Origin of the sequence: Brevibacillus parabrevis (assembly GCF_022701015.1) — a bacterium.
Taxonomy (GTDB): Bacteria; Bacillota; Bacilli; order Brevibacillales; family Brevibacillaceae; genus Brevibacillus; species Brevibacillus parabrevis.
In genome coordinates this window covers 3,699,507-3,714,469 of the sequence record NZ_CP064090.1, presented here as the reverse complement: position 1 = coordinate 3,714,469, position 14,963 = coordinate 3,699,507, and the positions used below count along the sequence as shown (strand labels likewise).

12 protein-coding genes are annotated in these 14,963 nt (G+C 48.8%); 1 reads left to right on the top strand and 11 read right to left on the bottom strand.

The features are described from left to right. Positions 1-94: 94 nt before the first annotated feature. From IRJ17_RS17740 to IRJ17_RS17705, 8 genes are all read right to left on the bottom strand, one after another. Positions 95-385, bottom strand: coding sequence for an ArsR/SmtB family transcription factor (locus IRJ17_RS17740; protein ID WP_063228204.1), 291 nt, complete (start codon positions 383-385; stop codon positions 95-97). 48 nt (positions 386-433) lie between these two features. Beyond that, complete coding sequence (locus IRJ17_RS17735; RefSeq protein ID WP_229049688.1) at positions 434-712, bottom strand: hypothetical protein; 279 nt, start codon at positions 710-712, stop codon at positions 434-436. Between the two features lie 282 nt (positions 713-994). Next, positions 995-2,371, bottom strand: coding sequence for a DUF4179 domain-containing protein (locus IRJ17_RS17730; RefSeq protein WP_242771293.1), 1,377 nt, complete (start codon positions 2,369-2,371; stop codon positions 995-997). 100 nt (positions 2,372-2,471) lie between these two features. After that, positions 2,472-3,008 carry an RNA polymerase sigma factor gene (locus tag IRJ17_RS17725; protein WP_122966442.1) on the bottom strand — a complete coding sequence of 179 codons (537 nt, stop codon included), beginning with the start codon at positions 3,006-3,008 and terminating at the stop codon, positions 2,472-2,474. Positions 3,009-3,265: 257 nt separating this feature from the next. Next, the gene (locus IRJ17_RS17720) at positions 3,266-3,922 is read right to left on the bottom strand and encodes a DJ-1/PfpI family protein (protein WP_173598177.1); all 657 of its coding nucleotides are present in this window, start codon (positions 3,920-3,922) and stop codon (positions 3,266-3,268) included. 313 nt (positions 3,923-4,235) lie between these two features. Then, positions 4,236-5,228: an ABC transporter substrate-binding protein gene (locus IRJ17_RS17715; protein WP_242771291.1), complete on the bottom strand. Its 993-nt coding sequence runs from the start codon at positions 5,226-5,228 to the stop codon at positions 4,236-4,238. A gap of 245 nt (positions 5,229-5,473) precedes the next feature. Continuing rightward, positions 5,474-6,964, bottom strand: coding sequence for a helix-turn-helix domain-containing protein (locus IRJ17_RS17710; protein ID WP_242771289.1), 1,491 nt, complete (start codon positions 6,962-6,964; stop codon positions 5,474-5,476). Positions 6,965-7,094: 130 nt separating this feature from the next. Further along, complete coding sequence (locus tag IRJ17_RS17705) at positions 7,095-7,490, bottom strand: hypothetical protein (RefSeq protein WP_242771287.1); 396 nt, start codon at positions 7,488-7,490, stop codon at positions 7,095-7,097. A 106-nt stretch (positions 7,491-7,596) separates the two neighbouring features. Here IRJ17_RS17705 and IRJ17_RS17700 point away from each other — a divergent pair, with 106 nt between their 5' ends. Then, the gene (locus IRJ17_RS17700) at positions 7,597-8,829 is read left to right on the top strand and encodes a cytochrome P450 (RefSeq protein ID WP_242771285.1); all 1,233 of its coding nucleotides are present in this window, start codon (positions 7,597-7,599) and stop codon (positions 8,827-8,829) included. Here IRJ17_RS17700 and IRJ17_RS28320 read toward each other — a convergent pair. The 3 genes from IRJ17_RS28320 to IRJ17_RS17690 all read right to left on the bottom strand — a co-directional run bounded on the left by IRJ17_RS28320 (position 8,826) and on the right by IRJ17_RS17690 (position 14,948). Continuing rightward, complete coding sequence (locus tag IRJ17_RS28320) at positions 8,826-8,960, bottom strand: phage lytic cycle repressor MrpR family protein (RefSeq protein WP_373926309.1); 135 nt, start codon at positions 8,958-8,960, stop codon at positions 8,826-8,828. The genes IRJ17_RS17700 and IRJ17_RS28320 overlap by 4 nt on opposite strands. Before the next feature lie 112 nt (positions 8,961-9,072). Further along, complete coding sequence (locus IRJ17_RS17695) at positions 9,073-9,534, bottom strand: hypothetical protein (protein ID WP_122966438.1); 462 nt, start codon at positions 9,532-9,534, stop codon at positions 9,073-9,075. Further along, on the bottom strand, positions 9,531-14,948 hold the full coding sequence (locus IRJ17_RS17690) for an RHS repeat-associated core domain-containing protein (protein ID WP_242771284.1): 5,418 nt from the start codon (positions 14,946-14,948) through the stop codon (positions 9,531-9,533). Before IRJ17_RS17690 ends, IRJ17_RS17695 begins: the two co-directional genes overlap by 4 nt. Positions 14,949-14,963: the final 15 nt, after the last annotated feature.

Below are 14,963 nucleotides of genomic sequence, written 5' to 3'. Positions count from 1 at the left end.
ATAGCCGACGAACAGACAATGCGCACGCATTTTCGTGTTTTGCGATAGTTCTAAAACTCTTTAACTGTCGTCCAAAAAAAATGGTTATCCGGCACTACAGCGTGTCCAAATAACCCGGCAAAAACGCTTGAAATGTCTCCTCCCTCAATTGAATTAATTTGAATTGCCCGTCGCGGATAATGTCAATCAGCTCGGCATCATGCAAAATTTTCAGATGGTACGTCGTGTTGGACTTGTTCAACCCGTGCGTATTCCCGATGTGGCCGCACGTATGCATTGCTTTTGCGCGATACAAAAATCGAACAATCTCAATCCGCTTCACATCCGCCAACGCTTTGAAGATTTTGACGCGCTTTTCATCCTCGTTCGATTGTTTGATAGTCATAAAACTATACTAAAGCGGTGATTTCTGTTTGTCAATGACAGGAAACAGCTACTCGAAAATGGACACCCGCTGGCCAATCGCGTTCAGGCCCGTATGCGTCCTCGTATCAAACTGATCGACGCACAGCACTTCGGAAACCATCAGAGGCTGGTCGCGAATCAGCTCCTGAATTTGCCCATCGCTGTAAAATTCATACGCAAACCGATGCAAGAAGCGTATCCGCCATATTTTTTCCCCTTGCACAGATGTGAACAGCTGCTGCAGATGTCCGCACAGCTCTTGTCCGGGCGCGAAGACATGGCGGCAAGTCAGACAATAATATTCCACGTGCGTCCCCCCTGTCGAATCGAAAAATGTTTCCGAATACAAAACGGCTCCCGCGCGCTTGAACAAAACAGACGCGGGAGCCTTCAGTGGACTGATCGGCCGAATGGATTGATGTGATGGAGTGGTTTTCTATAGTTTCAGTTTAAAACACATAAATCCTATTTGTAAAGTGCGAATTGGTCGACAGTTGCGAAAAAGAGCTTTTTCCTCTTGCCGTGGACTTCGAATGGAGAGAATGCTCCGCTTCCGTCCAAGGAAAAAAGGCAAGCCAGGCGTAGCCGATTACTTTTTCGCAGGCGTGGCAGCAGGCAGCTCGACTCGCCACTGGGAATCGCTGTGCTGAACCGGCTCTAAGCGGATCGTCAGCGCCGCTTTTTTGGGCAAGGCGGTCATTCCTTTGGCAAAGTATTGATTGTCGCATTGCTCTACATAGACGCCATCCGACCCTTTGCTCGCGCTGCATTCCCCTTCGCCATCGCGATTTTCCACCAGCTCATACGCCTGGCCCTTGTCGTCTGTCAAATACCACTTCCATATGCGCAAGTTGGTGGATTGCTCCTTCATTCGCAGAGCGACCTCTTTTTGTCCCGTTGCGGGATTTTGTTGCACAGACAAGTCGGTAACGGTGACGGCATGGTTTCCCTTCGTGCCAGAGACAGGCTTTGTTTTCAAAGTTGCCGGATCGAGTGCAAGGCGGAAATCGTTTGGTTCAAACGTCGACACGCCAGTCAGCACAAAGGTCAACGGTTTCTCAGTCTGGCCGGAGAAAAAGACGTATTCATGGATCGTTTTTTCTGTGCTGCCTTCTTTTACGATTTTCTGGCTTGCGTACACGGTCGGCGCTGGAGAATCCCCCTCGCTTACAACCAGCAGATCGTCAAGCTTCACCATGTCTTTTCCATTTTGATCGAGAATCCGGAAAACCAGGCTTTGATGATGCAGCAGCTCACGCTCTTGCGCAGTTGCTCCCACGCTTTTTGCAGTTCGCTCGATTCTCTCCCGCGCCGCTTTTGTCCAGCTTGTCTCAAACGTAAGTCTTGTCGCACTTGGCGAATATACAATAGATTTAGCCGCAACGGTGATTCCCTGCGGGGTGGTGTATGTCTGATTCAAAGAGACAGTTGTGGTTGCCGCCATGCTCTGCTCGATGTCGATCGGCACAGTCAGCTTCCATGAGCCTTCCTTGTATTGGTTGCCACTGAGACGGATTCGTTTCACGTCCATTCGCAGCTGCATCTTTTTGGAGACAGCATCGTTTAAAACAAACTGGAAATACCCGATATCTCCTTCTTTATAATACGATTGGATGTCGTCTGCGATCACGTTGCCGTTCTCATCTGTCACAAACAACTTGTTATCATTCGCAGCGATATCGGGATCAGGGAAAATAAACTCTCCCTGCGCATTTTTCATGGAAATGGCGACGATCAGCCGGGCGGGGTCGGCGATCACTTCAGATGTTTCAATTGTAATGCCCTGGTCTGTCACACTCGCTTTCGCCAGCTTGGCGTACCCTTTGTTCACGGCTTCCTGGACACCCGGGTCAATCTTCTTCGTCCACAAAGACGAGATGTAGCTGGCAAAAGTCGGTGACACGGCCACACTTCCCGAAAATCCGATTGCCAGAACAGCAGCACTCACAAGCGCTATTTTTTTCAACGTCCACCCATCCCCTTTACGGGACAGTCCCTCCCTTTCGGCCTTCTGTATTTTTTGGTTCAACCTCTTTTTGAAAGCTTCCATGTCCACTGAATGTGACTCATATTGATGTTTCGCATTTTTCAACTGCTTTTCCATGGCTACCCTCCTTCACCATGGTCCGGTAAAGCTTCTCTCTGCCCCGGGCCAAACGGGATTTGACAGTGCCTTTGCTTACGCTGAGGATGTCACTGATTTGTTCAATGGACAAATCTTCAAAATAATAGAGGATGATAGGCGTGCGAAATGGTTCCACCAGGTCTAGCACAAACTGGTAGCAGAGCGCTGCATCCAGCTTTTCCATCGTGATGATCTCGGCGCTTTTGCTCATGCGGGGCGGAAAAATTTCTGTCACGACTTCGCGCCACGTTCTTCGCCAGGACATCTTGCATTCGTTGATCGTAATGCGGGCCAGCCAAGGAAACGGGTCTTTTCCGGGCTGAAATTGGTGGTATTGGCAGTACGCTTTGAGAAACGCATCTTGCACCCGATCCTCGGCAAGCGCCCAATCGCGCACATATGTATAGGCAAGCCGCACAAGCCGGTCCGTGTACGCCTCCACCCACGCTTCTAATTGACTCTCATCCAGTTGAACCACCTCCTTTGTTTTCTGCCTGTATTATGCAAAACAGAAAGCCCTGGTTCCCGGGAAAATGACAAAAACATACAGATCGTCCATTTTGCCAGCTCCTCGTTGCGGTTGCTGCCAAGCGACTGTTCTATCACTGCGATAAATAATATCATTCCGATCGGGTTTTATACTATAAGAGTTTATTATGTGGAAAGACGGAGCTAACGAGCAATCAAAAAAGAAGGAGCGCTGAATGCTCCTTCTTTTCTTGCTGGTCTTTGTATTTACATGCTTGGTTCCTTTTCGGCAAACGCTTGCAGCATTGCTCTGATTTGCTCCACCAATTGCGCTGGCGCTTTCTGCGGTGAACCTGTGTCAAACGGCGGCTTGGGATCGTATTCCAAAATCAGCTGTACAGCTTGTCCCATCTGTTCGCCCAATTCCCATGCGACCAATTGGAGGGCCATGTCGATCCCGGAGGAAACGCCCGCTGCTGTGACGATTTTCTCCTGGCGAACGACTCTCTCTTCCGTCGGGATGGCGCCAAGTGATGCGAGCAAATCGAACGACCCCCAATGGCTGGTGGCAACGACGCCTTTCAGCAGCCCTGCGGCACTTAAAATCAGGGAGCCGTTGCACACCGACGTCGTCCATTTGCTCGTCTCGTGGATGCGGCGAATCCACGCCAACGTTTCTTCGTCATTCATCGGCGTTTTATAGTGAGGCGGGCTGCATCCGGGCACAACCAGGATGTCGGCGGAAGTCACTTCGGAAAAATCGTAATCCGCGTGCAGGTAGCCCATGTTCGAGTCCAGTTTGACCAATCCTTTTTGCTTGGCGACAAACTTCACTTCCCACTGCAAGGTAGCAGCAAAAACGTCGTATGGGCCGATCGCATCCAGCGCGGTGATTCCATCGAAAAGCATGATCGCAACTTTCATGATGACCTCTCCTTTCAAGTAGGAACGACTTCTCCCTGAAAACATATTACCCTACCTATGTAGAGTATTTATGTGAAAGTGGTGTGAACAGTGTGCTCCGCTCCGTCGTTGGGCGCGTCATTTTCCGTGTAGCTAGACTATGCGTCATTCCCGAACACGAAAAGAAAGAACCCCCGAACGAGTAGTGAACGCTCGTTTGGGGGTTCGGGACAGTTTCATGCTTTCTGAGTGAGGTTTTTGAAATTTCGCTGGCATTTCCGGCTTTGCCGTTTTACCATTTTACCGTTTTGCCGGAACGTTGTCGCAAACCGTGCTATTTGCCTGGTTTTGTCCCAAGCAGCTTCTCCGTTGCGTCTTGCAAAATCAGGCGATTGGCAATCGGGCCGAAGCCTTGGAACCACAAGTCGTAGTCGACTTCGTATACGTGGTTGTTTTTCACAGCGGCAAGCCCGTTCCAAATCGCGGTTTCCCGCAAGGACGACACGCGGTCGCCGCCCTCGTGCAAGAGGAAAATGTGGTCCGGGTTGACCTCTGGAAGCTTCTCGATCGAGAGCGGTTGAAAGCTTTTGGAAGCATCCGGGATATTCGCCGGTTTCGCCAGTCCGAGATCATCGTACAAAACTTCGAACAGCTTCGGACTGTAGTAGCGCAGCTCTTTGTCCGTGACGCGCAGGAACATGGCCGTTTGCTCGCCAATCGCCGCTTTCGCTTGGGTGCGGTATTTTTCTGCCTCAGCATTGTATTCCGCGATCTTCTGCTGGGCAAGTTCTTCTTTTTTCAGCATGCTCGCCAGGCGCAAGAACGTGTCGCGCATTTTGCGCACGCCCTTTTCATCCTCTACCGGCTCGATGAAAATAGTCGGGGCGATTTTGGACAGTTGTTCATTCAGTTCGCCGAAGTTTTGATTGCCGACGATCAAATCGGGGCTGCTCTGGACGATTAGCTCCAGATTCGGTTTGGGAATTTGCCAGCCCAGGTTGACCGAATCTTTTAACCCGTCCTGCAGGTACCAGGTGAACTCCGTCGCTTTCGGCCCCGAGCTTGGCGAAGCGGACGGCATTGTATCCATCGAGAGCAAAAAGTCGCTGATCCACGGATGAAGCGACAAGATTTTTTTCGGCTCCCCTTTTACGACTGTTTTTCCCAAGTCATGCTCGATTGTCTGCTCTTGTGCAGGTGCAGGGGCTGGTGCCGCTCCGGTCTGTTCTCCTTGTGGAGCCGGGCTTGTCCCGCAGCCTGCTGCCGTCAGCGCAAACAGGCAGATCGCTCCAGAAAGCACTTTTTTCACCCTTTGCAAAAATATCATGATGAACCCCCTGTTGTTATTGATAATCATTTTCACTCTAGTGATTATAGGATAGCCCCTCGCACACGACAATTGACAAAATCTTGTTCCTGCAAGGACAAAATCTTGCCGCTCTCCACGAAAAAAGCCACTTGCAAACGAAGTGGCTTACATGACAATGGCCTCCCATTGTGGCTGCTGACGTGCGGCCAGATGGCTGATCGCGACATCGACGGACAGACTGTGTTTGATCGGAGCGTGCCCGTTCAGCCAGCTCTCCACCTCGTACACCTGGTTTTTCTGTACCGCCCGCAAGCTAGACCACGCCTTGGTCTGCTGGAGGGTTTGGATTTGCTCGGATTGGAATTGTTTGTCGATAAAAAAATGTGGTCAGGATTCATCGCCTGGAGTTGTTCGAGTGTCACGCAGACGTAGTGCGTTTTTGTCGTGATTCCCGGTGGAGGGGTCAGGCGCAAGTCCTCGTACAACACTTTGCCAAACTGTCTTTTGCCGCCGTACACCCGGTATTCGTTGCTAGTCACCGTAAGAATCATGATCGACTCGTCAACAGAATCGGACAAGGCCAGAAGCGACTTTGCCTGGCTGATTTTTTGCTCATATCGCCTCATCCAATGCTTTCCTTCTTCCCCTTTGCCAAAAAAACGGGCAAGCTCCAGCAAAAGGCTTTGCCAATCATTCCGCAAAATGATCGGGATCGTCGGGGCGATTTTTTTGACCGACTCCAAATTGATTTGAAACCAGTTCGAACCGAGAATCAAACCGGGCTGGGCTTCGGCAAGCTCGTCCATGTCCGGCTTGTTCCAACTGCCCGTCAGCCTTGTCTGCCGCAGTTCACGTGCCAGATAAGGCAGGTAGCCATCCACCTGGTCGTTCCCGGCGTAGGGCAACGTGGCAAACGGTTTGACTTCCAGCGCCAGCAAGTAATCGTTCAAATGAGGCAGCAAAGTAACAATTTTGTCGGCATGGCTGTCTTTTCGATAAACGGACGGCGAGACGCCCATCGTTCGTTTAAAGATGCGGCTGAAGTAGAGAGGGTCTTTGAAGCCGACCTGTGAAGCGACAAGCTCAATCGGTTGGCTGGCTCTCAATTTTCGCTGCGCTTGCGCCATTCGCAGCTGTGTCACATAATCAAGCGGCTTTAGCCCGACGTGCTTTTTGAACACGCCGGAAAAATTCGAAGCGCTGATTCCATGCATGTGCGCCACTTCTTTTAAGGAAATATCGTCGCGATAATGCTCGTGCAAATAGAGCAGCACTTTTTCGATTGCTTCCCGCGTGCCCCCTGTTTCTTCGCTCGTAACCGGATCGGAGACGACGAGATACATCAATTCCTGGAACAAAATCGACTGTTTCCACTTGGCCAGCGGCTCAGCGGTTCCTTGCAACTGCTCCAGTTGTTCGAGCAGTTGCGTGAACCGAGCGGCAGCTTTCGCAGAAAGAGCATGGTGACCACTGGAGAGAACAAGCTTCTCGGACAGCAGCGACTTGTCGTTCGTCACCGTATATGTAAACGCGAAATCATACAGAAACAGTGTCTTTCCGGAGCGAACCTCGATTTCTACGCAGCAATCCGGTGCCAGCAGCACGATTTTCCCCGGTTTTAACAGGAGCGGATCGCCGTCGATGCGCAGTATCCCTTCCCCTTCATGGACATAAACCAGATGATAACCCGAAATCCATGCGGGAGGATGCTCCTGAAGCGAGTCATATGGCTGCCGCTCCATTCCCCGCAACACAAAAAATGTATCCTTTGCACACTCTAACGGATGTAAAAACACTCAGATGATTCTCCCTTTTGTTAGGCTAATGAACACGATTGATAATCATTATCATTATATAACATGAATGCTGTGCGCAAAAGACTCATTACACTTCCTCCAGCTGATAGCCCCAAGCTATGATTTCCACGACAATATCTTGAAATGGGAAAATGTAATGATGCGCTTTCTCCAGGAAAGTAGCATGCGGGTCGATCAACCTCAGTTCATCCTGTAACGCTTTTATCCATTGGGAATCCGTCACTTCCAGCAAATAGCGCTGGAAATATCCGTTCTCGTCAATCGCCTCGTCGATGACCAGATTGGAAAACGGGTAGCAATCGATTGTCGTCGTTTGGATCGCCTGGTAAGGTTTAAACGTCAGTTTCCACCTTTTTTCATCTGCGTCATCAAATGTAACCGCAATGGTATTGGTGTCAAAGTGGATTTCTTCCAGCGGTGTTTCATGAATCACTACGCTGTCCAAAGCTATTTTTAGCGTCATGTTTGTTCTTCTCCTTGTCCTTCTCCATTCCCTTTTGAAAAGCTTTTGCGCATAAAATTCCCTTTATTATCCACCCTATAATGGACAAATTCAAGAGGTGATGTAGATGGAAAAGCAGGCGTATTCACCGTCTGAGATAACAGATTTCCAAACGAAATCCGAACATTTTTTTCCGGTGGCATGGTACAAGAAAATGCTTGCAGAGCAGCCCGTTTTTTATCATGCGGGCACGAATACGTGGAATGTGTTCCGCTATGAAGATGTGAAGCGGGTGCTGACCGACTATGCTTTGTTTTCGAGCGTACGCCAACGGACGCTTGTCAATGTCGGGGCTGGTACTAAGGAAGGCTCTTTTCCAGAACGTCTTAATATCCACGACAGTGATCCTCCCGAACATCGCAAGGCGCGTTCCTTGTTTTCGGCTGCTTTCACGCCGCGCAGCCTAAAAGAGTGGGAGCCGCGTGTCGAACAAGTCGTGAACGAGTTGATTCGCGAAATAGAAGCAAAAACGGAAGTGGATATCGTCCAAGATTTTACCACTCCGCTGCCTATCATCATCATGGCCGAGCTGCTTGGCGTGCCGCATCAAGACAAATGGCTGTTCAAAAAATGGGTCGATCTTTTGTTCATGCCGATTCAAAAGGAAAAGAACGAGGAAGTTCATCAACAGAAGGAACAGGCGGCAAAAGAGTTTTTTGCTTACTTGCACCCTTTCGTGGTCGATAAAAGAACGCACCTTGCAGACGACATCATTTCTGATCTGATTCAGGCAGAATACGAGGGAGACAAGTTGACGGATGAAGATATTGTTACCATCACGATGTTTATTTTGGGGGCGGGCATCGAGACAACCAGCCTCCTGTTGGCCAACTCGTTTTATTCCTTGCTGTACGACAATCCGAACCTTTACGCTGAACTGAGAAGCGACCTCGACCTCGTCCCGCTTTTTGTCGAGGAGATGCTGCGCTATCGTTTTCACATTAGCAAAATGGATCGCACGGTGAAGGAAGATAACGATGTCTTGGGTGTTGAGTTGAAAAAAGGAGATGTCGTGATTGCCTGGATGAGCGCAGCCAATTTTGATCAGGCTGTGTTTGAAGACCCTTTTGCTTTGAACATCCACCGGAAAAACAACAATCGGCATCAATCGTTCAGCAATGGACCGCATATCTGTCTCGGTGCCCCCTTGGCGAGAATGGAAGCAAACAAAGCTTTTCACCACTTCATCAAGGCGTTCTCGCGCATTGAACCTGTTCCGGGCTTCGATCTGGAGGCGAATTTGCAGCCTTCCGCTGCTGGTCAAGCCCTGGTGAGGCTGCCTGTGAGGGTTTGGCGTTAGGGATTTATGAGCAAATCCTTATCTTGTTCCACTTCGAACTTCATTGTTAGGTTGAAAACTCTTGAATAAGCTTTTTGGGTATTTACTTTGTATCCTTGAAGAATGGCTGTTTTTGTTTCGGGCTTAAACATGTTCACACACCTGTCTTCATGAAACAGGAATGCTATAAATTTTCACCTTGCTTCTTTAGGAAAAATTAAAGAACCCCAAACGAGCGTAAATTACTCGTTTGGGATACCTTGATTAAGAATTAGCCATCAATTTATACTCGATACCGATCTTAGTTAAAACTCCTGACTCTTCTAAATCAAATGCAAAGTGAACACCTTTGTCCGATACATAATTAGCTTGATATTGATCGGACATTACACTATCTAGTGTCCACGACACACCATTCTCGCTTAATAGTCCCTTAATGAAATCAATTGTTAGTTCATTTCCTCCATTGAAGTTTTTGATTTCAATACTATTAGGCATGTTTATAGTGCCATTATTAAGAGTAATCACTACTGTTTCTATCTTATTTTTACGGAGTCGAAATTCCAAGTCCCCATAAATAACAAAAGCGGGATATGACTTCCTTTCGGGTGTATAAATTTCAGGTTGTCCAATCAAATTTATGATTTCTTCTTCCGTTTCTCCTCCTGTAAAGTTTCCTAGGCTACCTGTTGTTAGTAATTTCATAAAGTCAATTGTTATCCTCACTTCATATCCTCCAATGCTTTTATCAGGAAATTAAACTCTGCTCCTTTCCCTGGTTTTCCCGATTTAGATAACTCCAATCCTCTTTGAGCATGTTTCAATAACCATTCTCTAAATTCTGGATGTTGAATAGCTTCTTCTGCTTGTTTAAGAGCAGAATTATATTGACTAGGATTTTTTGCTGCCATCCCTGGATGAGTCGGTTTAAAAGCAATACCTCCTTGATTTGTAGGAACAACAGTTATTTCGATTTTTCCTACATTAAAATGGACTCCCTTATCTAAAATGTCAGGTGCAATCTTCTGGGATTTCATCATATCGCGAATACTTTGTGGTAATCCTTTTGAACTCTTAAATGCATTTACTGCAGTTTTAGTTCCTGCTTTAGTGGTTTTAAGCAACTTCCCTACAGGAACAATATTAATGGCAACACTACCAGCTGCAAAGGCATCATCTGAATCCCAGTTCCCGTTTGAAAGTGTGTTAACATTTTCTAGTCCTACATATTCGACTCCTGCTTTTTTCAAAGCCCCTGGTAATTCGTTACCAGCTTTGGTCATTCCAAGCCAAACTGCTCGTAAAGAAACCTCAGCATGTCCAGTAGGATCAATAAAAATCAATGGATTGTTAAGAACATACGTATACCGATTCAACGACAACGGATTATCCACCGTACCCTTATACGTATCCTCCGAAATAAACCTCCCGACCCTCGGATCATAATACCGGGCACGCAAATAGTAAAAGCCGCTCTTCTCGTCGTAGATTTCTCCGCTGTATTGAAACGGGTTGGACATTCCCTCTGTCTTGGAGATGACATTGCCCCACGTGTCGTACTCGTATTTGTTTTGTTCTTGTCCTGATTCGTCCAAAATCGAGACGACATCCCCATGGCTGTTATACGCGTAATATCCGCCTTTATCGGTGAGGAAGTCTTTGCGGAACAGCAGTTCATTGCCCCAAATATTGCGAGCAGTCGCATTGCCGTTCGCATCCAGCTCCTCCAAGACGTTTCCGTCCATGTACACGTATTTTGTTTGCACACCATTTTCCGTCTTGGTGGCACGCAGTCCGTTCCCGAAATACGTGTAGGTCGCATCCAATCCGGTCGTATGGTTGGTCGCACTTCGCAGTCGATTCCGTTCGTCAAACGTATAGGCGGTCACACCTTTGTCGGCAGGTCGTTTTCCTGCAAAAGCGGAGCGATTCCCGCGGCCGTCATACGTATACTGGTTCGTGGTTCCTGGAACAACTTCCTTGGTCAGACGATCGACTTTGTCATAATCGTATCGGTACAGCGTTCCATTTTTTTCGCTGGAAACGACATTGCCGAACGAATACTCGTTGTTTTCACTCCACACGGGACTTTCTTTTCGATGCGTCATTTTTTCTACTTGCCCAAACGAGTCCAAATCCCGTTCTACTTTGAAACCGTTCGGATACGCAAGCTGATAGCTTTCCCCGCTGGCTTTCATATGGTAGTCGTACTGAATTTTTCCTGTCAGCGGGCTGTTTACTTCCTGTAACCGCCCTGCCGGATCATATTCATAGTGGATTACGGTTCCGTCCGGATAGGTCAGTGAGTCTTTCGCATCGTCATTGTCCGTATATCCCAATTGATACGTGCGGCCAAATACCGTTTGGCTTTTCAACCGCTGAAACGCATCGTAGCTGTACGTGATCTCCCGATAGTTGTTGGCCGCCGGGTTGATGTCCGCCCCATTGCTGTTTGTTTCCTTCTGGACCAGTGACGTGTTCGGGACGTAGTCTCTGGTTTCCAAGTTGGTCACGGAACCGGAAGCATTGCGGGTCATCAGGCTTGCCAGCTCGTTAAACGGCGTATATCGATAAGCGTGGCGATTTCCTGTCTTGTCGGTAAAGGTGTTCAGCGTGCCATTTTGATTAAAAGAATAAGATTCAGTTGCTCCCGATGGCACATCCTGTTCGCTAAGCTTCCAGGATAGAGCATTGTAATGATTTTTGGTTGTCTGCATCTGATTTTCAGTGACGGTCAACAAATTTCCGAGCGCATCGTATTCGTACTGATAGCTGTTTTGTTCCGGGTCCAGCAAATAGGTAAGGTTGCCGTCATTGGTGTAGCGGTACTCCCAAACGCGTGTCTTGCCTGACTGGTCTTTTTCTGTCTTCTGCTTCACTTGATCAAACGAGTTTCGGACAAGCTCGGCGGTCAGGTTTTTGGCTCCGTCTCCTGCTCGCTGAATTTCTTTTTCGAGCTGGCCTTGTCGGTCGTGATATTGAACTGTTTGCAACCCGTTTGGCGCAAGTGTCATACGGGTGAGTGCGGGTGCGAAGCTGGTACCATCGCTGATCGAATTGGCAGTCAAGTATACGGTGGTGCCAACAGGGTCTTTTTTCTGCCAGATACTTCCGTCTGTATTGTAGACATACGTGGTCGCACGTTCTTGATCGGCGTATGGCGCACTGGACAAAAGATGGTTGCCGTCTAGCGTATAGGTGTTGTACAGCAAAGGACGCGAAGTTCCGTTTGCTGCAACTTGCTCTTTATATTCGATTTCTCCGAATGGCGTGAACTGAGTGACCAGCTTGGTGCCGTTCGGGAGTACCATTGTGACCTTGCGCGCCGTATCGTCATAGGCGTAGGTAGTTGTCCTGGTTTGTTCCTTGCTCGTTACGCTTTCTTTCGTTCGACGGCCTAGCAAATCATATTCGTACAAGACAGCCATATCATCCGGGTAAACACGATTTGTCAGTCGGCCCATTCCATCGTAGGCGAAGCCGTGGTGCAAAGTTTGCATTTGCCCAGTCGACACTTCGACTCGCAGGTTGATGTCAACAGGATACAGCCCCAGCGGATCGTACCCGGTAATATTTTGCGTCACTGTCTTCGCGTCTGGTCCCGTACTCGTTTCCGTTGCGGAGGTCAGCTGTTTGTTATCGTTATACGTATAAGCTCTGTCTACCTGCATGACCTTTGCTGATCCGCCATCCGGATAAGAATCGATGATTTTTTCCGTTGCCAAAAGCCCTTTGGAATTATACGCATACGTTTCCTTGTGGTAGTGCTCCGGATTGTCTGCGGCCGTCTTCGTTATACTGGCAGGCATACGCAGCGCAGAAAGGAGAAGCGGATTTACATATTCTCTCGTTGTGATGTTGCCTTTCGGATCTATCTCTTTGGTGACATCGCCGTAAGCGTTGTAATTGTATTGTATCGTTTGCGCGTAGCGATCCAAACGTGCTTGCACCTTCGATAATCGATTAAGGCTGGGCGACAAAAGAAACGCATACACATCTGCATCGGCGGTCATGGAGGCTGGACGCCCTAAGAAGCTGTAGACGTAAGACGGTTTTGTATCCCGTTCCTTGTACAAATAGCTCGTGTAACTAACCGGGTTGTAGCGATAGGTCTTGCCCTCTTCCGTGAAGGAAAGCTCTCCCGGAATCGTCTCGTTGTCTGCTCCGTTGCCCACGTAGTTTTTTACCGATTGCAGCACGAAATTGCGATCCTGATTAGGGGTGTAGCTTTTATCTTCACTTGGCAGCCCGTCCTGCAACGTTCTGGACACGACCAATGCCCCGTCTCTCGCAAGCGACTGCTTGGCAAACCGAACCGCTTGCGCTTTGGGCGACTTCCAGATTTCTTTTGTAATGTGCGGATAATACTTCGTATACGAATACCATTCTGTGCCAGGCTGATCGGGATGCGGCGTTTTCGCAAAACGGAAATTGACCGCTGTGACAGGCAAATAGCTGGTGTACGTCAGCGCTTCCTTGTCGTGATAAATCCGGGTCACGCCCCGGTCGAGGAACCCTGGAGCATCCGGCTGGTATAGACTGTACGTATAGGTCATGGACAAACCTTCGACCGGATAGTTGACTTGCTTGAGCAACTTGTATTCGACGGTGTTTCTTCGTTCCTTGTCGAGATCGGTGTACGCAGTAGATTCCAGACCGCCGTCGTTGAAGTCGATCACGCCATTCGGAGCCGGGAAGCTATATCCGGCATGCAGATCGAACTCGGCGTTCCCGTATGTTTTCGGATCGAGATAGCTGTACTCGGCGACGACCTTGCTCTCTCCCCCCGTGACGCTATGCTCGACAACCCGATCTGTGTTGGTAGCGTAATCTGAGTCGTATTCGAGATGTTTCAGCAGCTTTGTCTCGCTGGCATCCTGGTAAACTTTGAGAACGACACCCCCGCCTCGTTCCATGACGATCAGGCGGCCGACACTGTCTGTGATTCGAATCGAATCCTGGTAGTCCTCAGGAATGCGGTAGCGGATGGTATCTCCGTAGGCATTCGTCTTTTTGACCAGGAAAATCCGATACAGCTCATCATTGCGATATTTATGATCCTCGCCAAATTCATACGTGTTGCCATCTACGGACAGCGTCACAATATGCTTCTCGCCAAACTCCCCGGAAGGCTGGCGGTAGGACCCCATGCCGGCATTTGGCTTGTACGGCGTATTCACCCATTCCCCTTTGATAGAAGAAGACTCAAGAATCGTCCCGTCTTCCAACGTAAAAATGTAGCGCTTTCCCTCACTTACCGCACCGCATGTATATTTGGAATCATCCGATCGGAACGTGCACTTCGCGTTTTCTTTGGACACTTCCTGAAACTGCGGAAAATTAAAGCTCCAGCCCTCTGGCAAACCATCGTTGTTTCCTTGCAGCGGAGCTGTTTTGTTTTTGCCTGATGTGGAAAAGTAAATCCTTTCCGTCATCGCATCCAGCGACGAGTAGCGGCGCTCGACCGTCAAGTCCATGCCGTGCTTGCCTTCCAGTTGCACATCCACTTCCTGCACGTTTGCCGTCCGGTACAGCTCATCCACCGGATTGTCGGTATTGGTGCGCTGGTATTTGTAGGTCAAGCCTTCCGTTTCGAACATGGCGTCTTCTGGAAGCGTGGTCGCTTGCGCAGCCAAAGCTCTGGCTTGCGGAACGGCTGCTTGTTCGTTGCGACGCTCCTGATACGTCTTGATTGCTGGAAGGAGTGTTGATAGTTTCGTCATTTGTGCTTTTGTCAGCTTGTCCAACTTTTGATTGACGGTATCATCCGACCATCCATATTTCTCTACTTGCTCGTGATGCGACAAAAAGCGATCGAATTGAGGATAGAAATAGGCTGCAAGCTGCAACACGCTTCTATCCTTCCATTGATAGAGCTTCCAAGCATCTTCGGGGCGGATCGAGTCCCACTCTTTACTCGTCACTTGTTCTTGCAAAAAAATCGGTTGCTCGTCCGGATTTTGCTGTTTGGGTGCGTTGCCTTGCTGCTTTGCGTTTTGATAGGCTGCAAGCCATTTTTTGGTCGCCGCCTTCTGATTCTCATCTTGTTGTGCCGCTTCCGGATTGGCTTGAACGGCCTCTGTCTTCGCCAATGCCAGATTGGGGGTCAGCAAAGAAAGCCCCAACAAGATTGTGATCATTTTTGACCACCCGTA